A 17,801-nucleotide genomic window follows, 5' to 3' on the forward strand; every position below is an offset into this window, starting at 1 on the left:
ACTAGTCATATTTCCTTATTTCTGGCATAATAGATATATGAAATTAACGATTCAACGAATGGCTCGGATAGCTATTCTGTCAGCTCTGGCAGTAGGATTACGGTCAGCATTTATAGGATTGCCAAATATTCAGCCTATTACAGCTATGTTTTTTGTGGCTGTTCTTTATTTGGGCTTGGTAGATGGTCTCTTGATTATGGCTTTAACCATGGCCATCTCAGGATTCATCTTTGGTTTTGGTCCCTGGGTCTTTAATCAGATTCTGGCTTTCGGAGTATTGATGGCTCTTTGGAGTTTGATTGCACCTAGGTTATCACTTGTTTGGCAGATAGCTTTGGTAACTCTTTTGTCCTTTCTCTACGGAGTTCTCATGGATTACAGTTATGGCCTCCTATTTAAGAGTGGTCTTACCTTTGTGATCTCTGGTCTTCTTTACGACACCTATCATGCAGTATCGACGCTTCTATTCTATCCATTCATCCAGTCTATTTTTAGGAGGTTTTTGAAATGAAAAAAATAGCGACATATATTTTTCTTGCTTTATCACTTGTTACTCTAGTAGCCTGTGGAAAAAATGAGGCAGCTAAACTTACTAGCAGCACAAATAATCATCAGTCTAAGGTTCAAGGTCAAGTGACTTTGATTTTGAAAACAGATAAGGAAAGTAAGAAAAAATCAGTAGAAATCCAAAAAGGTGATACAGTGCTTGATGTATTGGAAGAGGTATATCCTGTTCAAGAAAACGATGGCTTCATCACTGAGATTGATGGTATTTCTCAAGATAAAGATAAGGGAATCTATTGGATGTTTGATGTCAATGGTAAACTTGGTGAAAAAGCAGCCAACCAACTTAAGGTTGAAGATGGCGATGAAATCAAATTCTATCAAGAAAAGTATAATTAAGATTCTGAACTCTGTTTCAGAGTCTTTTTTATAAAGTTCGGAAATAGCCTTGAAAATTTGTTTGAAAAAGTCGGAAAATTGCAAAATAACTGACGATTTAAAGGAAAATAGTTTACTTTTGTTTTAAAAGTGATATGATAAGAGGGTACTACATAAAGTAAGGAGAATAAGGTTTGGCTTTTAACAAATTGGAAAGCAGTAACAACCAGGAAATCATCTCTGAAGAAGTTGGTATCTTGAAAGAATTGTTGGATGATGCAACACGAGGCATGGCTGGAGAGCAAGGTCTCACAACTATCCAACATTTGGTTGAACTTTATGATGAAGGTGACTATGTGGCCCTTACACAAGCCATTTCAGAAATGACAAATGACGATATGGTCGTTGCATCACGTTATTTCTCTTTGTTACCTCTTTTGATTAATATCTCTGAAGACGTGGATTTGGCTTATGAAGTCAACCACAAGAACAATATTGATGAATCTTATCTAGGTAAGTTGTCTGAAACCTTTGATGTTGTCGCTGAAAGTGAAAATGCACGTGACATTCTTGAACATGTCAATGTCGTGCCGGTATTGACAGCCCACCCAACTCAGGTTCAACGTAAAACCATGCTTGAATTGACTAACCACATTCACGAACTTCTCCGTAAGCATCGTGATGTTAAGGCTGGTCTTATCAACAAGGATAAATGGTATGCAGATTTGCGTCGTTATGTAGAAATCATGATGCAAACAGATATCATTCGTGAGAAAAAACTTAAGGTTAAAAACGAAATCACTAACGTTATGGAGTATTATAACTCCTCATTGATTAAGGCGATTACGAACTTATCGCATGAATTCAAACGTTTAGCGGTTGAAAAAGGTATCAAACTTGACAATCCAACACCTATTACTATGGGGATGTGGATTGGTGGTGACCGTGACGGGAACCCATTTGTAACAGCAGAAACTCTTAAACTTTCTGCAACAGTACAAAGTGAAGTTATCCTCAATTACTATATCGAAAAAGTTGATAATCTTTACCGTTCATTCTCCCTCTCATCACGCTTGACTGAGGTTTCAGATACAGTAGCAGAGATGGCGAAACATTCTCCAGATACATCTGTTTATCGTGAAAATGAACCTTACCGTCGTGCTTTCAGTTACATCCAGTCTAAGTTGATTCAGACACTTCTTTTCTTTAAAGAAGGAAACTTTAGCAAGGAAAGAGTTGCTAAACGTCTTTCTGAAAATGTTCGTCTAGGCTCAGCTTCAACGGGTGAAGTAGTAGCTGATTACGTGCAACAACGTCTCAGCCAAAGTCTTCAAGCTGTCTCACAACAAACGACTGAATTTTATGAAACAGCTGAGGATTTCCATGATGATCTTTTGGCAATCAAAAATTCACTTCTTGAAAACGACGATGCTGTCTTAATTTCAGGTGATTTTGAAGAGCTTCTCCAAGCTGTAGAAGTCTTTGGTTTCTATCTTGCTACAATCGATATGCGTCAGGATTCAAGCGTTCATGAAACTTGTGTGGCAGAATTGCTTAAGTCTGCTAATATTGTTGATAACTATAGTGAATTGACTGAGGTTGAAAAGGTTGCGGTTCTTCTCAAAGAATTGCAAGAAGATCCTCGTACTTTGTCATCAACTAATGTGCCTAAGTCAGAAATTCTTGAAAAAGAATTGGCAATCTTCCGTACAGCTCGTCTCTTGAAAGACTATATTGGTGAAGATGTCATCAAACAACATATTATCTCTCACACTGAGAGCGTTTCTGATATGTTTGAGTTGGCTATCCTTCTTAAAGAAGTTGGCTTGGTTGATACAGAACGTGCGCGTGTCCAAATCGTTCCACTTTTTGAAACTATCGAAGACTTGGAAAACTCTAATGATATCATGAAACAATACCTTGGTTATGATATCGTTAAACGTTGGATTAAGAATAGCAATAACTACCAAGAAATCATGTTGGGTTACTCAGACTCTAACAAAGATGGTGGTTACTTGTCTTCAGGTTGGACGCTTTACAAAGCTCAAAACGAATTGACTAAGATTGGTGAAGAGCGTGGTATTAAGATTACCTTCTTCCATGGTCGTGGTGGTACTGTCGGTCGTGGTGGTGGCCCATCATACGATGCCATTACGTCTCAACCGTTTGGTACCATTAAAGACCGTATCCGTTTGACTGAACAAGGTGAGGTTATCGGTAATAAATATGGCAACAAGGATGCTGCTTACTACAATCTTGAAATGCTTGTTTCAGCTGCTCTTGACCGTATGGTGACACGTCAAATTGCCGATCCAGAAGAATTGGTTGATTTCCGTGAGGTTATGGACGGAATTGTTCACGATTCAAATGTTATTTATCGTGACCTTGTCTTTGGAAATGAACATTTCTACGATTACTTCTTTGAAGCTAGTCCTATCAAAGAAGTGTCAAGTTTGAATATTGGTTCTCGTCCAGCTGCTCGTAAGACTATTACTGAAATTTCTGGTCTTCGTGCGATTCCTTGGGTATTCTCATGGTCACAAAACCGTATCATGTTCCCAGGTTGGTATGGTGTGGGTTCTGCCTTTAATCGCTTTATCCAAGCTGAAGAAGGCAACCTCGAGAAACTTCAACATATGTTTGAAACATGGCCATTCTTCCGTTCACTTTTGTCAAACGTAGACATGGTGCTTTCAAAATCAGATATGAATATCGCCTTCCACTATGCACAATTGGCAGAAAGTGAAGAAGTTCGTAGTGTCTTCAATATTATTTTGGATGAGTGGCAGTTGACTAAAGATGTCATTCTTGCGATTGAAAAACATGATGGCTTCCTAGATGAGAGTCCGTCACTTAAAGCAAGTTTGGACTTCCGTTTGCCATACTTCAATGTCTTGAACTACATCCAAATTGAATTGATTAAACGTCTTCGTAACAATGATTTGACCGATGACGAAATTAGCCTTATTCACATTACCATCAATGGTATTGCAACAGGTCTTCGTAACTCTGGTTAATCAAGTAAAGTTCATCACTTTAGTGGTGGGCTTTTTGTTATGGGAAAATTTCTGTTATAATAGGACCATGATTGCTATAGAAACGATTGAAAAGCTGTCCAAAGAAAAGCTTCCCATGATAACTGTCTTGGCTGGTGAGGATTTAGGGCAGTATAGTCAAGCTAAAGAAAAATTTTTAAAACAAATTGGTTTCGATCCCAGTGACTTGACCTATTCTTATTTTGATATGTCAGAGACTGATTATCAAGATGCTGAGCTCGATTTAGAAAGTATGCCTTTTTTTGCCGATGAGAAGGTGGTCATTTTTGATCATTTCGCAGATATGACTACTGCTAAAAAGTCGTATCTGGATGAGAAAGAGTTGAAGCGTCTTGAAAATTATCTTGAGTCTCCTGTTGAAACAACTCGTCTTGTCTTAATGTCTGCAGGAAAGCTAGATGGAAAGCGTCGTTTAGTCAAACTTCTCAAACGTGATGCCATGGTGCTTGAAGCTAGTCCTTTAAAAGATGCAGAACTTAGAACCTATTTTCAAAAGCAGGCGCATCAAGAGGGGCTTACTTTTGATACAGGAGTTTTTGAGGAACTTTTAATCAAGTCAAATTTTGATTTTTCAGATGTTCAAAAAAACTTAGCTTTTCTAAAGGGATATAAAACTGAAGGGAATATCTCATCACAGGACATTGCTGAGGCTATTCCGAAAAGTTTGCAAGATAACATTTTTGATATGACGCAACTTCTTATACGAGGACAGATTCAGAGCGTTCGTGAATTGGTTCATGATTTACGGCTACAGGGTGAAGATGAGATTAAGTTGATTGCTGTTATGTTGGGACAGTTTCGTACCTATTTACAGGTTAAACTTTTATCTGCTCAAGGTAAAAGTGAGCAGCAAATTGTTTCAAGTCTCTCAGATTATCTAGGGCGTAAAGTTAATCAGTTTCAGGTTCGTTTTGCACTGAGAGATAGCCGTCCCTTATCAGTAGCATTCTTAAAGATGACGATTAAGATTTTAATAGAGACAGATTACCAGATAAAAACAGGAACTTTAGATAAAGACTACTTGTTTGATTTAGCACTTTTAAAAATTCTATCAAACCGCTAGAGGTTTAGAGTTTTCTATGATTTTGTAAGCAAAATTTTTGAAAGCTCTACCACTTTACGGTAAAATGAAGAAAAAATGAAAAGAGGACCTTTACTATGGCAATTATCCTTCCAGACCTTCCTTACGCATATGATGCTTTGGAACCATACATTGATGCTGAAACAATGACTCTTCACCACGATAAACACCATGCAACTTATGTAGCAAATGCTAATGCTGCTCTTGAAAAACACCCAGAAATCGGTGAAGACCTTGAAGCACTTTTGGCTGATGTGGAACAAATCCCAGCTGATATTCGTCAAGCACTTATTAATAATGGTGGTGGACACCTTAACCACGCACTTTTTTGGGAACTTTTGTCTCCTGAAAAACAAGAACCAACTGCTGAAGTAGCAGCTGCTATTAACGAAGCTTTCGGATCATTTGAAGCCTTCCAAGAAGCTTTCACAGCAGCAGCAACAACTCGTTTTGGTTCAGGTTGGGCATGGCTTGTTGTTAACGATGAAGGTAAACTTGAAGTTGTTTCAACTGCTAACCAAGACACTCCTATCTCAGACGGTAAGAAACCAATTTTGGCGCTTGATGTTTGGGAGCATGCTTACTACCTAAACTACCGTAACGTACGTCCAAACTACATCAAAGCATTCTTTGAAATCATTAACTGGAATAAAGTTGCTGAGCTTTATGCAGCAGCTAAATAAGTTTAAAATTATCCTCACTATTGGGGATAATTTTTTGTAATATGATTGTAAAATCTCCTTGCTTTTTAGTGAATTATAGCTTAAACTATTATTGTTATGAAAAAAAGAAAAAACATTCAAGCAAGAAGTACAGTGGAAGTCGCCGAAAAACTAAAGATAAAAAGAAAGATTCGGTAAAACAAGACCTTCAACAAGACGTCAAGAAAGACACTAAAGATACTAAAAAAGATGTCAAAAAAGGCGCTAAAAAGGCCAACAAAAAAGAAGCGAAAAAAGATACAAAAAAGGTTTCTAAAAAATCAGCAGACAAAAAAGTAGCTGAAGAAACAGTAGTACCAGTTGAGCACAAGGAAAATGAAACAAAAACTGAAACCTTGGCACTTAGAAGTAAACGCTCTAAGAAATCTAAATCAAAATCATCTCGTGATGATAAAAAAGCATATCTTATCTTAGCCTTCCTAGGTGTTCTGGTAATACTTTTGTTTGTTGCCATGCTTGCTTTAGCAGGACGTGGTAAACAAGCTGGTCACACCGGTAGCCTTGGAAATATCTTCGGCTCTAGTTCTAAAGTCACTAAAAAAGAAGACAAAGAAAAAGAGGAAAAGGTAACTCCAACTAATAAATCAGCTGAAGCTAAACAAGCAGTCATGGAAGCAGATGCAGATACCATGAATGGTAATGGCTTGTATTATGATTATGCTAACATGACATTGAACCAAGTGGTTGAAGCTTTTATGGCTGACCAAGGTATCGAGTCTAGCCAAATTGCCTTTTCATATAAAAATACCAAGACAAATGAGCAATTCTCTATGAATGATACTCAGCCAATGACTGCAGGATCAACTTATAAATTGCCACTAAACATGCTTGTCATGGATGAGGTTAATAAAGGAAAACTTTCTTTAACTGAACGTTTTGATATTACTAATACTGAGTATGAGTATCAAGGCGAACATGATAATTATGTTGCTGCTTTCGGTGGTTCAATGACTATTCCAGAAATGCAAGAGTATTCTCTTGTTTACTCTGAGAATACTCCAGCCTATGCTTTGGCGGAACGCCTTGGTGGTATGGAAAAATTCTATGGTATGCTTGATAAATATGGTAAATCAAAAGGTGAAGTGAAAACTATCCAAATGCATGGTAATAAGACAACGACGGATTATTACATCCAAGTTTTGGATTACCTTTGGAAACACCAAGATAATTACAAGGATATTCTCCACTACATTGGTGAGTCATTCCCTAATGAGTACTACAAGACGTATCTTCCTAATCTGACAATTTATCAAAAACCAGGTTATGTCCGTGAAGCACTTAACGTTGATGCTATCGTTATGGAAGATACACCTTATATGGTTGCAATCTATACACGTTACCTTGGTGGATCAACTGAAAATTCAGATGAAATCAGCGGTTGGGGTCTCCAACAATTAGGAATGCTCTCTTATGTTATTAATGAGTGGCACCGTGTTAATATGAACTAATAAAGAAAGCCGAGTTTATCGGCTTTTTTCTATACAATTGAATAAAAGGTAAGAAGTACAATCCCTAGAAAAAGAAATGGGACAAATGCGATACATTCCTTAAGATTTCTTCGTATAAGGAAGTACGCTAGCCCTAATAGGCACGCAAGCTCGATAGTTAGAAGTATTTTTGAAAATGGGAAAATAAGTGAGGCACTTGCTAAGTAGAGAAAATCACCTTCCCCAATATTTAGATGTTTTATAAAAGAAAGGAAAGCGAGGATTATCCCTATGACAAATGTGAGGTAATAGTTGCCCATGAATAGGAGTGGGACTGTTCCAACTATCCAGATCAGAAGTGGATAGGATTTCTGTTTCAAATCAAAAATAGATAAACAAAGGCTGAAGTAAAGAAAGTAGGTTACTTCAAGACTTAAAAAGTCATAGAAATATAGAAGACATATTACCCCACAAAATAGTTCCATAAAGAGGTAACGAAAAGGGATAGGAGACTGACATGAACGGCATCGAGATCTTAAGAAAAGTTGTGAGAGGATAGGAATCATCTCGGAAAAACGCAACTGATGCTTGCAATGGCTACAGTGACTACTAGGAAAAATAATCGAGTTCTCAGGAAAACGATCACAAACTAGTCCGATAAATGAGCCTAAAGAGGCTCCTAGAAAAAAATAAATAATGCTTAACATACCTAATTATTCGAAAAAGAATGAGAAAAAGCATTTCACTTGCATATTATTTAGAAATATTCTAAAATGAAAGTGTAAATAATAGTAATTCTAAATAAGGAGAATTAATATGGTAGATTCAATTAAAGAAACAATCAATGAAACAGTTAACCAACAAGCTGAAACTCCAGCAAATACAAAAACTAAAGCAGTTTTGAATCAAGCAGTTGCTGATTTGTCTGTAGCAGCTTCAATTGTTCACCAAGTTCATTGGTATATGCGTGGTCCTGGTTTCCTCTATCTTCATCCAAAAATGGATGAATTGATGGATAGTTTGAATGCTCATCTTGATGTTATTAGTGAACGTTTGATTACTATCGGTGGGGAACCATACTCAACTTTGGTAGAATTTTCATCTAATTCAGGCTTGACTGAAACTACTGGCACATTTGATAAACCGATGTCTGATCAAATTCAATTATTGGTTGATACATACAAATATTTGTCAGTATTGTTCCAAGTTGGTTTGGATATCACAGATACAGAAGGAGATGCTCCTTCAAATGATATCTTCACTGCAGCTAAATCTGAAATTGATAAGACAATCTGGATGTTGACTGCTGAACTTGGACAAGCACCAGGCTTGAAATAATCAAATTTTGAGTTAAGATGATTGTCAAGAGTTCCTCTAAAAGTGTATAATGAACTTAAAATACTTTTAGAAGAAGGGAGGCGGCGATATGTCTGAGCATCGACGTAGTCTAGGCGTTTATGAAGATGTCCTAAATCAGTTAAAAGCTAAGGGAATTCGGTTGACGGAATCTCGTAAAGCTGTTATTCGTTATTTGATGATGTCTGATCAACACCCTAGTGCAGATGTGATATATTATGACCTTCTCCCTGACAATCCTGGGATGAGCTTGGCGACGGTCTATAACAACCTGAAGGTGTTGGTTGAAGAAGGGATTGTCTCTGAAATTAAGGTTAATAATGATAATACAACCTATTATGATTTTATGGGACATGATCACTTAAATATTGTTTGTGAAAAATGCGGTCACATTACCGACTTAGACCTACCAATTCCGTCTTTCAAGGAAGAGGTAGAATCACAAACTGGCTTTCGCATTACTCGTGAACAGATGATATTACATGGGATTTGCCCAAACTGTCAATAACCTGAGTCTTAATGACTTAGGTTTTTTAAGTCTTGAAGTATACAATAATCTGTAAAGGTTTTCAAAACTATCTTGTCATGGCAGAAGCTTTTTGCTAAAATATTGCTATGAAAACTTTATATGACGTTCAACAGTTGTTGAAACAGTTTGGCATAGTGGTTTACCTAGGGAAAAGGCTCTATGATATCGAAATGATGAAGATTGAATTAGAAGCCCTCTACCAGAATGATTTAGTTGACAAGGACAACTATCTTACTGCTGAAATGATTTTACGACGTGAACATCGCATTGAAATGGAGAAAGAAAATGGCTAAAAAACTCTTAGGAATTGACCTTGGTGGAACAACTGTTAAGTTTGGTATTTTGACTTCGGAAGGTGAAGTGCAAGAAAAATGGGCTATTGAGACAAATACGCTTGAAAATGGTCGCCACATCGTTCCTAACATTGTAGAATCTTTGAAACACCGTTTGGAAATGTATGGACTTACTGCTGAAGACTTCATTGGAATTGGTATGGGATCTCCAGGTGCAGTTGACCGTGAAAATAAAACAGTAACGGGTGCTTTTAACTTGAACTGGGCAGAAACTCAAGAAGTTGGCTCTGTCATTGAAAAAGAACTTGGTATTCCATTCGCTATTGATAATGATGCTAATGTGGCTGCACTGGGGGAACGTTGGGTTGGTGCTGGTGCTAACAATCCAGATGTTGTCTTTGTAACATTGGGTACAGGTGTTGGTGGCGGTGTTATCGCTGATGGTAATTTAATTCATGGTGTTGCCGGTGCTGGTGGTGAAATTGGTCACATTATTGTTGAACCTGAAACAGGATTTGAATGTACATGCGGAAACAAGGGGTGTTTGGAAACTGTAGCTTCAGCAACAGGTGTTGTACGTTTAGCACGTCATTTGGCAGAAGGATACGAAGGGAACTCTTCTATTAAAGCTGCTGTAGATAATGGTGAGCAAGTGACAAGTAAAGATATCTTCGTAGCTGCTGCTGAAGGTGATAAGTTTGCTAATAGCATTGTTGATAAAGTCTCTCAATACCTCGGACTTGCAACAGCAAACATTTCAAACATTCTTAACCCAGATTCAGTTGTAATCGGTGGTGGTGTTTCAGCAGCTGGTGAATTCTTGCGTAGCCGTGTTGAAGGATACTTTACACGTTATGCATTCCCACAAGTTCGCCGTACAACAAAAGTGAAATTAGCAGAGCTTGGAAATGATGCTGGTATTATTGGAGCTGCTAGTCTTGCACTTACAATTGATAACTAATGACAGAAGGTGTGTCTGACCAATTATAGGTGGATAGCACCTTTTTCTTGTTGAAAAACGTTTACAATCAGCTGAGCTCTGCCATTTTGTTGAAAATGTGGTATACTTTAAAAGTTGAAATAAAAATTAAAGAGGAAAAAATGACTAAACTTAGAGAAGATATCCGTAACGTAGCCATCATTGCCCACGTTGACCACGGTAAAACAACACTTGTTGATGAATTGTTGAAACAATCACACACTCTTGATGAGCGTAAAGAGCTTGATGAGCGTGCAATGGACTCAAACGATCTTGAAAAAGAACGTGGAATTACAATTCTTGCCAAAAATACAGCCGTTGCTTATAACGGTACACGTATCAACATCATGGATACACCAGGTCACGCGGACTTCGGTGGAGAAGTTGAACGTATCATGAAAATGGTTGATGGGGTTGTCCTTGTTGTCGATGCCTACGAAGGTACAATGCCTCAAACACGTTTTGTGCTGAAAAAAGCGCTTGAGCAAAACTTGACACCTATCGTTGTTGTTAACAAGATTGATAAACCATCAGCACGTCCTGAAGAAGTTGTTGATGAAGTTCTTGAACTCTTCATCGAGCTTGGTGCCGATGATGATCAGTTGGAATTCCCAGTTGTGTATGCGTCAGCGATTAACGGTACATCATCATTGTCAGATAACCCTGCTGATCAAGAGCACACTATGGCTCCAATCTTTGACACTATTATTGATCACATCCCAGCTCCTGTAGATAACTCAGATGAGCCTCTTCAATTCCAAGTGTCGCTTCTTGACTACAATGATTTCGTTGGTCGTATCGGTATTGGACGTATCTTCCGTGGAACTGTAAAAGTTGGTGACCAAGTTACCCTTTCAAAACTTGATGGAACAACAAAGAACTTCCGTGTTACTAAACTTTTCGGTTTCTTTGGTTTGGAACGTCGTGAAATTGAAGAAGCAAAAGCTGGTGATTTGATTGCCATCTCAGGTATGGAAGACATCTTCGTTGGTGAAACAATTACACCAACTGATGCTGTTGAACCATTGCCAGTTCTTCGTATTGACGAACCAACACTTCAAATGACTTTCTTGGCGAATAACTCACCATTTGTCGGCCGTGAAGGTAAACACGTGACATCACGTAAGGTTGAAGAGCGTCTTTTGGCAGAGTTGCAAACAGACGTTTCTCTTCGTGTTGATCCAACTGATTCTCCAGATAAATGGACTGTATCAGGTCGTGGTGAATTGCACTTGTCTATCCTTATTGAAACAATGCGTCGTGAAGGATACGAACTTCAAGTGTCTCGTCCAGAAGTTATCATCAAAGAAATTGATGGCGTGAAATGTGAGCCATTTGAACGTGTTCAAATTGATACTCCAGAAGAGTACCAAGGTTCTATCATCCAAGCCCTTTCAGAACGTAAAGGTGACATGCTTGATATGCAAATGGTTGGTAACGGTCAAACTCGCCTTATCTTCCTTGTACCAGCTCGTGGACTTATCGGATTCTCTACTGAATTCTTGTCTATGACACGTGGTTACGGTATCATGAACCATACCTTCGACCAATACTTGCCAGTTGTTGCTGGTGAAATTGGTGGACGTCACCGTGGTGCTCTCGTTTCTATCGATACAGGTAAAGCGACAACTTACTCAATTATGCGTATTGAAGAACGTGGTACAATCTTTGTTAACCCAGGTACTGAAGTTTATGAAGGTATGATTGTTGGTGAAAATGCTCGTGAAAATGACCTTGGTGTCAATATCACTACAGCAAAACAAATGACAAACGTGCGTTCAGCAACTAAGGACCAAACGGCTGTTATCAAGACTCCACGTATCTTGACTCTTGAAGAATCACTTGAATTCTTGGATGATGATGAATACATGGAAGTAACGCCTGAATCTATCCGCTTGCGTAAACAAATTTTGAATAAAGCAGAGCGTGATAAAGCCAATAAACGTAAGAAAAAAGCAGCAGAAGCTGAATAATATATAGAGAGGAGAAGAGATGTTTTATCTGATTGTTGCTGTATTGATTGCATCATTCTATTTCTTTATTGCACCAAAGTCGGTAAAAAACACCATGAATCTTCTCTTTGTCATGGCTACCTTAGCATTGCTCCTACTTTTAGCAGTGCTATCAATCATTAAATTCTTCAGCCTACCTGGTGAGTTCTTTGTTACAGTTGGAATGCTTGTATTGAGCTATTTCACCTTGAAAGATTTTTTCGCCATGTCCGAGCTTAATCATGAAAAAGCTGAGCATGAAGATAAATAAGTAGCATGAGATTAAAAGTCAGTCTGATAGATTGGCTTTTTCTTTTACCAAGAAGAGGTAACTCCTTGAAATAGCTTGGGATAAAGGGTAAAATGATTATGATACAATTTGAGAGAATGGACGAATTATGAAATCAGTAACACAATTTGAAAATAAAAAAGTTTTGGTCCTTGGCTTGGCTAAATCTGGTGAAGCAGCTGCCCGCCTATTGGCTAAGTTGGGTGCTATTGTCACAGTAAATGATGGTAAACCATTTGAGGAAAATCCATCGGCTCAAGCCCTTCTTGAAGAAGGCATTAAGGTTGTTTGCGGCGGACATCCTCTTGAACTTTTGGATGAAAATTTTGAATTAATGGTGAAAAATCCTGGAATTCGTTATGACAATCCAATGGTAGCTAGTGCACTAGAAAAAGGTATTCCTGTTTGGACTGAAGTGGAATTGGCCTATCTAGTATCTGAAGCACCTATTATCGGTATTACAGGGTCAAATGGTAAGACAACAACGACAACTATGATTGCTGATGTCCTAAATCATGGTGGTAAATCAGGTGTCTTGTCTGGGAATATTGGTTTCCCTGCGTCAGAAGTTGCACAGTCAGTAACTAATCAAGATACCTTAGTTATGGAATTGTCTTCTTTCCAATTGATGGGGATTGACAGCTTCCATCCACATATTGCTGTGATTACTAACTTGATGCCGACACATATTGACTATCATGGTAGTTTTGAAGCATATGTGGCTGCCAAGTGGAATATTCAAAGTCAAATGACTGTGGATGATTTTGTTGTTTTGAACTTCAATCAAGATTTAGCTAAGGAATTAGCTACACAAACTAAGGCACAAGTAGTTCCATTCTCAACAGTGGAAAAAGTAGATGGTGCCTATCTTGAAAATGGTGCTCTTTACTTCAAAGGTGAATTAGTGATGCAAGCTGATGAAATTGGCGTTCCTGGTAGTCACAATGTTGAAAATGCCTTGGCAACTATAGCTGTAGCAAAATTGTCAGGTGTTTCAAACCAAGCTATAAAGGAAACCCTCACAAGTTTTGGTGGTGTTAAGCACCGTCTCCAATTCGTTGATACTATCGATGAAGTGAAATTCTATAATGATAGTAAGTCAACTAATATTTTAGCGACACAAAAAGCACTTTCTGGTTTTGATAATAGTAAAGTTATTTTGATTGCTGGTGGTTTGGACCGTGGTAATGAATTTGATGAACTCATTCCTGACATTACCGATCTTAAGAAAATGGTGATTTTAGGGGAATCAGCTCCTCGTGTCAAGCGTGCTGCTGATAAAGCAGGAGTAACTTATCTTGATGCCAAAGATGTGGCAGATGCGACACGTATTGCTTTTGATCAAGCCAGCGCAGGAGATGTTGTCTTGTTGAGCCCTGCAAATGCAAGCTGGGATATGTACAAGAATTTTGAAGTGCGTGGTGACGAATTTATCACAACTGTTGAGCAATTGAAGGGATAGGCTATGGCAAAAGCGAAAAAAATTGTTTTTACCGGTGGTGGAACTGTTGGACATGTGACTTTAAATCTTATCTTAATTCCAAAATTTCTAAAAGATGGATGGGAAGTGCACTATATTGGTGATAAGCACGGAATTGAACACGAGCAAATTGATAAATCTGGCTTGGATGTGACATTCCATAGTATTGCTACAGGTAAACTACGTCGTTATTTCTCATGGCAAAATATGTTGGATGTCTTTAAAGTTGGTTGGGGGATTCTACAGTCAATTGCAATTATTGCCAAGATTCGTCCTCAAGCACTCTTTTCAAAAGGTGGATTTGTCTCAGTGCCACCGGTAATTGCTTCTAAGTTATTAGGCGTTCCTGTATATGTGCATGAGTCTGATCTTTCTATGGGCTTGGCCAATAAGATTGCCTATAAATTTGCGACTACTATGTTTACGACTTTTGAACAATCTAAAGGATTGGCGAAGACAAAACATGTAGGTGCTATTACAAAGGTAGGGATGGCAACGTCCAATCAGTTTGATGCTCTTGATAAGATTAAAGTACAGTTTGATGACAAGTTAAAAACTGTACTTTTCATAGGTGGATCAGCTGGTGCAAAGGTATTTAATGATTTTATTAGTAATACTCCACAACTGACTGAAAAATATAATGTCATTAATATTTCTGGGGACTCTTCATTGAATACTTTAGAACGTCATCTTTATAGAGTTGATTATGTGACAGATTTGTATCAACCTCTTATGGATACGGCAGATTTAGTTGTCACTCGTGGTGGTTCAAATACGATTTTTGAATTGTTAGCTATGAAAAAACTTCATTTAATTATTCCTTTAGGGAAAGAAGCTAGCCGAGGAGACCAACTTGAAAATGCTGCCTATTTTGAACGAAAAGGGTACGCACGTCAATTACAGGAAGCAGAGTTAAGTTGGGAAACCTTAAATCATGAGCTTGAACAACTTGTTGAACATGCAGAGACTTACAAAGAAGCTATGGCTAAATCTGAGGAAATTACTTCTCCTGATGATTTTTATAACCTATTAGTGACTAGTATTTCAAAAAAATAAAGGAATTTCATGGCAAAAAAGGATCAAGAATCACAAGAAAAACAAGTTCTCACAGAGTGGCAGAAGAGAAACCTCGAATTTTTGAGAAAAAAAGAAACCGGAGATTCTGAAGAATTTGCGAATGGGAAGGTCGTTCATTCAGAAGGAGCGACTTCAAATGAGAGCCAGCCACCAGTGAAAAAGAAGGTTAGAAAGAAAAAAAAGACCAAAAAGAGGAAACGAAAAAAAGGGAATACGAGTAGTAATATTCCAATTGCACAACAAAATCTTGCGGGACTAGTTATTTTTATCGCTGCAATCCTAATCGTATTTTCACTTTTCTTTATTTCACCTTGGTCAAAACAAAAGGTTCTCACTGTATCAGGAACAAAAAATGCTCTACCAGAAGATGTGAAAGTTGCAAGTGGAATTCTTGATACAGACTATATCACTCATGTCTTTTTCAACCAAGGAAAGGTTGCATCAACTGTTGAAAAAACCAATGTTTGGGTTAAAAAGGCTACAGTAACTTATAGTTTTCCAAATCAATTTAATATTGCAGTAAAAGAATACCCAATTGTTGCTTATCGTCAAACTACAAATGGTTATGTTTCTATTCTTGAAAGTGGTAAGACAGGAGGAACGGTTTCAACTAGCAATCTACCTGATAAATTCATCACTTTAAAGATGGATGACGAGAAGAAAATCGAAGATTTAGTAAAAGAATTAAATAAACTTGATTCAAAAATCAAGAATAATATTCAAATTATTAATCTTACGCCAACTAAAGCAACTTCAGATTTACTAACGATTGAGTTGTATGATGGCAATTCCATTCGTGTTCCTCTTTCTCAATTAACGGTTAAGCTCCCTTACTACGAGAAAATTAAGAGCCAACTTTCAGATGGAAGTATTGTTGATATGGAAGTTGGACTTTATACAACGACTCCTGAGGTTGAATCATCAAAAACTGATGGGGATAAAAAGAAAGACAAAGATAAGACTGATAAAAAGGAAGAAAATAAAACTTCTGAAGAAGATCAAGATACTACAACATCAACTGAACAGCATTCTGAGGAAGAGTCTAATTCTGAAAATCCGGGTATTCAAGGACAGGAAAATCTAACTGTTGGTCAAGAAACAACTCTTCGTCCTTCCCCTGCTCAAGGCTAATATTGAATAATAAAAAACGTAAAATGCTGACATTTTACGTTTTTTTATGGTACAATAGTATCCGAATAATTCTGTTTTTATACAGTTTACAAAGATATTGAATGGAAAGATTGAGAGGTCGAGTGAATGGCTAGAGATGGCTTTTTTACAGGATTAGATATAGGAACTAGCTCGATTAAGGTTCTTGTTGCTGAGTTTATTGATGGATCAATGAATGTCATCGGGGTAAGTAATGTTAAGAGTTCTGGTGTGAAAGATGGCATCATTGTTGACATTGACGCTGCAGCGAAAACAATCAAAACAGCTATTGAACAAGCAGAGGAAAAAGCTGGGATTGTTATTGAGCAAGTGAACGTTGGGCTTCCAGCTAATCTTCTTCAAATTGAGCCTACACAAGGTATGATTCCTGTAACAAGTGAATCAAAAGAAATCAAAGATGAAGATGTTGAAAGTGTTGTTCGCTCAGCCTTGACAAAGAGCATTACACCTGAGCGTGAGGTTATCTCACTAGTTCCTGAAGAGTTTATTGTTGATGGCTTCCAAGGAATTCGTGATCCTCGTGGAATGATGGGGATTCGTCTTGAAATGAGAGGTCTCATTTATACAGGACCAACAACAATTCTTCACAACCTTCGTAAGACAGTTGAACGTGCTGGTATTCAAGTAGAGAATATTATCATCTCTCCTCTTGCAATGACACGTGCTGTTCTAAATGAAGGTGAACGTGAGTTTGGTGCTACTGTTATTGATATGGGTGGCGGTCAAACAACTGTTGCAAGCATGCGTGCTCAAGAACTTCAATTTACCAATATTTATTCTGAAGGTGGCGAGTACATCACTAAGGATATTTCAAAAGTTTTGAAGACTTCAATGCAGATTGCTGAAGCGCTTAAGTTCAATTTTGGTAATGCAGATATTGAAGAAGCAAGTGAAACAGAAACTGTCCAAGTAGAGGTTGTAGGTGAGAATTCACCTGTTGAAATTACAGAAAAATACCTTGCTGAGATTATCTCAGCTCGTGTGAAGCATATCCTTGATAGAGTTAAACAAGACTTGACTCGAGGACGTCTACTTGATTTGCCTGGTGGCATTGTCCTTGTAGGTGGAACAGCTATCATGCCAGGTGTGGTTGAAGTTGCTCAAGAGATTTTTGAAACAAATGTTAAACTTTACGTGCCAAACCAAGTTGGTATCCGTAATCCAATGTTTGCAAATGTGATTAGTCTTGTTGAGTATGTTGGTCTTCTTACAGAAGTTGACATCATCGCGCAACAGGCTGTGTCTGGTGAAGAGTATCTACGTCGTAAACCAATCGACAATGAGGCTCCTTCCTTGAGTTTTGATAGAACTCCTGCTCCAGCACCTCGAGTGGCTCCTCAACCAAATCCTATTCCTGTTGAGAACACTATTGAGGTACCTCTGCCAGTTGAAGAAGAAAATCATGAACAAAAACAAAAACTTGGTGATCGTGTTCGTGGAATTTTCGGCAGTATGTTTGATTAATTGAA

Annotated in this window: 17 protein-coding genes; 16 read left to right on the forward strand and 1 reads right to left on the reverse strand. The window is 37.9% G+C overall.

Features of this window, described 5'->3' with window-relative positions; all coding sequences use genetic code 11:
- Positions 1-37: 37 nt before the first annotated feature.
- The 6 genes from ACWPVZ_RS03780 to ACWPVZ_RS03805 all read left to right on the forward strand — a co-directional run bounded on the left by ACWPVZ_RS03780 (position 38) and on the right by ACWPVZ_RS03805 (position 7,189).
- Positions 38-511 carry a membrane protein gene (locus tag ACWPVZ_RS03780; protein WP_037597654.1) on the forward strand — a complete coding sequence of 158 codons (474 nt, stop codon included), beginning with the start codon at positions 38-40 and terminating at the stop codon, positions 509-511.
- On the forward strand, positions 508-903 hold the full coding sequence (locus ACWPVZ_RS03785) for a DUF4430 domain-containing protein (protein WP_037600447.1): 396 nt from the start codon (positions 508-510) through the stop codon (positions 901-903). The genes ACWPVZ_RS03780 and ACWPVZ_RS03785 overlap by 4 nt, the downstream gene beginning before the upstream one ends.
- A 173-nt stretch (positions 904-1,076) precedes the next feature.
- Complete coding sequence (gene ppc, locus ACWPVZ_RS03790; protein WP_002890650.1) at positions 1,077-3,899, forward strand: phosphoenolpyruvate carboxylase; 2,823 nt, start codon at positions 1,077-1,079, stop codon at positions 3,897-3,899.
- Between the two features lie 67 nt (positions 3,900-3,966).
- Positions 3,967-5,001 carry a DNA polymerase III subunit delta gene (gene holA / locus ACWPVZ_RS03795; RefSeq protein ID WP_454380990.1) on the forward strand — a complete coding sequence of 345 codons (1,035 nt, stop codon included), beginning with the start codon at positions 3,967-3,969 and terminating at the stop codon, positions 4,999-5,001.
- A 95-nt stretch (positions 5,002-5,096) separates the two neighbouring features.
- Positions 5,097-5,702, forward strand: a complete 606-nt coding sequence (sodA, locus tag ACWPVZ_RS03800; protein WP_049545964.1) for a superoxide dismutase SodA — start codon at positions 5,097-5,099, stop codon at positions 5,700-5,702.
- A gap of 41 nt (positions 5,703-5,743) precedes the next feature.
- On the forward strand, positions 5,744-7,189 hold the full coding sequence (locus ACWPVZ_RS03805; protein WP_454380992.1) for a serine hydrolase: 1,446 nt from the start codon (positions 5,744-5,746) through the stop codon (positions 7,187-7,189).
- Between the two features lie 29 nt (positions 7,190-7,218).
- On the opposite strand, the gene ACWPVZ_RS03810 is transcribed toward ACWPVZ_RS03805, so the two are convergent.
- Complete coding sequence (locus ACWPVZ_RS03810) at positions 7,219-7,875, reverse strand: prepilin peptidase (protein WP_195413659.1); 657 nt, start codon at positions 7,873-7,875, stop codon at positions 7,219-7,221.
- 109 nt (positions 7,876-7,984) lie between these two features.
- On the opposite strand from ACWPVZ_RS03810, the gene ACWPVZ_RS03815 reads away from it, so the two are divergent.
- The 10 genes from ACWPVZ_RS03815 to ftsA all read left to right on the forward strand — a co-directional run bounded on the left by ACWPVZ_RS03815 (position 7,985) and on the right by ftsA (position 17,796).
- Entirely contained in the window at positions 7,985-8,506 is a 522-nt protein-coding gene (locus ACWPVZ_RS03815) for a Dps family protein (RefSeq protein ID WP_195413660.1), read from the forward strand.
- Positions 8,507-8,594: 88 nt separating this feature from the next.
- Complete coding sequence (locus ACWPVZ_RS03820; protein WP_002884117.1) at positions 8,595-9,032, forward strand: Fur family transcriptional regulator; 438 nt, start codon at positions 8,595-8,597, stop codon at positions 9,030-9,032.
- Positions 9,033-9,139: 107 nt separating this feature from the next.
- Complete coding sequence (locus ACWPVZ_RS03825; protein WP_454380995.1) at positions 9,140-9,346, forward strand: YqgQ family protein; 207 nt, start codon at positions 9,140-9,142, stop codon at positions 9,344-9,346.
- Positions 9,339-10,307, forward strand: coding sequence for an ROK family glucokinase (locus ACWPVZ_RS03830; protein WP_037600464.1), 969 nt, complete (start codon positions 9,339-9,341; stop codon positions 10,305-10,307). The genes ACWPVZ_RS03825 and ACWPVZ_RS03830 overlap by 8 nt, the downstream gene beginning before the upstream one ends.
- 140 nt (positions 10,308-10,447) lie before the next feature.
- Positions 10,448-12,298, forward strand: a complete 1,851-nt coding sequence (typA, locus tag ACWPVZ_RS03835) for a translational GTPase TypA (RefSeq protein WP_454380998.1) — start codon at positions 10,448-10,450, stop codon at positions 12,296-12,298.
- Positions 12,299-12,317: 19 nt separating this feature from the next.
- Positions 12,318-12,587 carry a DUF3165 family protein gene (locus ACWPVZ_RS03840; RefSeq protein ID WP_002890660.1) on the forward strand — a complete coding sequence of 90 codons (270 nt, stop codon included), beginning with the start codon at positions 12,318-12,320 and terminating at the stop codon, positions 12,585-12,587.
- A 127-nt stretch (positions 12,588-12,714) separates the two neighbouring features.
- Positions 12,715-14,067 carry a UDP-N-acetylmuramoyl-L-alanine--D-glutamate ligase gene (gene murD, locus ACWPVZ_RS03845; protein ID WP_454381000.1) on the forward strand — a complete coding sequence of 451 codons (1,353 nt, stop codon included), beginning with the start codon at positions 12,715-12,717 and terminating at the stop codon, positions 14,065-14,067.
- A 3-nt stretch (positions 14,068-14,070) separates the two neighbouring features.
- On the forward strand, positions 14,071-15,141 hold the full coding sequence (locus ACWPVZ_RS03850) for a UDP-N-acetylglucosamine--N-acetylmuramyl-(pentapeptide) pyrophosphoryl-undecaprenol N-acetylglucosamine transferase (protein WP_454381002.1): 1,071 nt from the start codon (positions 14,071-14,073) through the stop codon (positions 15,139-15,141).
- 9 nt (positions 15,142-15,150) lie between these two features.
- Positions 15,151-16,293, forward strand: a complete 1,143-nt coding sequence (locus ACWPVZ_RS03855; RefSeq protein WP_454381004.1) for a cell division protein FtsQ/DivIB — start codon at positions 15,151-15,153, stop codon at positions 16,291-16,293.
- A gap of 126 nt (positions 16,294-16,419) precedes the next feature.
- The gene (gene ftsA / locus ACWPVZ_RS03860) at positions 16,420-17,796 is read left to right on the forward strand and encodes a cell division protein FtsA (RefSeq protein ID WP_037600477.1); all 1,377 of its coding nucleotides are present in this window, start codon (positions 16,420-16,422) and stop codon (positions 17,794-17,796) included.
- The last annotated feature ends 5 nt before the right edge of the window (positions 17,797-17,801 follow it).

The sequence above is a fragment of the Streptococcus sp. Marseille-Q6379 genome (assembly GCF_965119505.1).

Bases quoted from the DNA above. Each gene is read 5' to 3' on its own strand.
- ACWPVZ_RS03780 (WP_037597654.1), top strand. From the start codon at position 38: ATGAAATTAACGATTCAACGAATGGCTCGGATAGCTATTCTGTCAGCT.
- ACWPVZ_RS03785 (WP_037600447.1), top strand. From the start codon at position 508: ATGAAAAAAATAGCGACATATATTTTTCTTGCTTTATCACTTGTTACT.
- holA (WP_454380990.1), top strand. From the start codon at position 3,967: ATGATTGCTATAGAAACGATTGAAAAGCTGTCCAAAGAAAAGCTTCCC.
- sodA (WP_049545964.1), top strand. From the start codon at position 5,097: ATGGCAATTATCCTTCCAGACCTTCCTTACGCATATGATGCTTTGGAA.
- ACWPVZ_RS03805 (WP_454380992.1), top strand. From the start codon at position 5,744: ATGATTGTAAAATCTCCTTGCTTTTTAGTGAATTATAGCTTAAACTAT.
- ACWPVZ_RS03810 (WP_195413659.1), bottom strand. From the start codon at position 7,875: ATGTTAAGCATTATTTATTTTTTTCTAGGAGCCTCTTTAGGCTCATTT.
- ACWPVZ_RS03815 (WP_195413660.1), top strand. From the start codon at position 7,985: ATGGTAGATTCAATTAAAGAAACAATCAATGAAACAGTTAACCAACAA.
- ACWPVZ_RS03820 (WP_002884117.1), top strand. From the start codon at position 8,595: ATGTCTGAGCATCGACGTAGTCTAGGCGTTTATGAAGATGTCCTAAAT.
- ACWPVZ_RS03825 (WP_454380995.1), top strand. From the start codon at position 9,140: ATGAAAACTTTATATGACGTTCAACAGTTGTTGAAACAGTTTGGCATA.
- ACWPVZ_RS03830 (WP_037600464.1), top strand. From the start codon at position 9,339: ATGGCTAAAAAACTCTTAGGAATTGACCTTGGTGGAACAACTGTTAAG.
- typA (WP_454380998.1), top strand. From the start codon at position 10,448: ATGACTAAACTTAGAGAAGATATCCGTAACGTAGCCATCATTGCCCAC.
- ACWPVZ_RS03840 (WP_002890660.1), top strand. From the start codon at position 12,318: ATGTTTTATCTGATTGTTGCTGTATTGATTGCATCATTCTATTTCTTT.
- murD (WP_454381000.1), top strand. From the start codon at position 12,715: ATGAAATCAGTAACACAATTTGAAAATAAAAAAGTTTTGGTCCTTGGC.
- ACWPVZ_RS03850 (WP_454381002.1), top strand. From the start codon at position 14,071: ATGGCAAAAGCGAAAAAAATTGTTTTTACCGGTGGTGGAACTGTTGGA.
- ACWPVZ_RS03855 (WP_454381004.1), top strand. From the start codon at position 15,151: ATGGCAAAAAAGGATCAAGAATCACAAGAAAAACAAGTTCTCACAGAG.
- ftsA (WP_037600477.1), top strand. From the start codon at position 16,420: ATGGCTAGAGATGGCTTTTTTACAGGATTAGATATAGGAACTAGCTCG.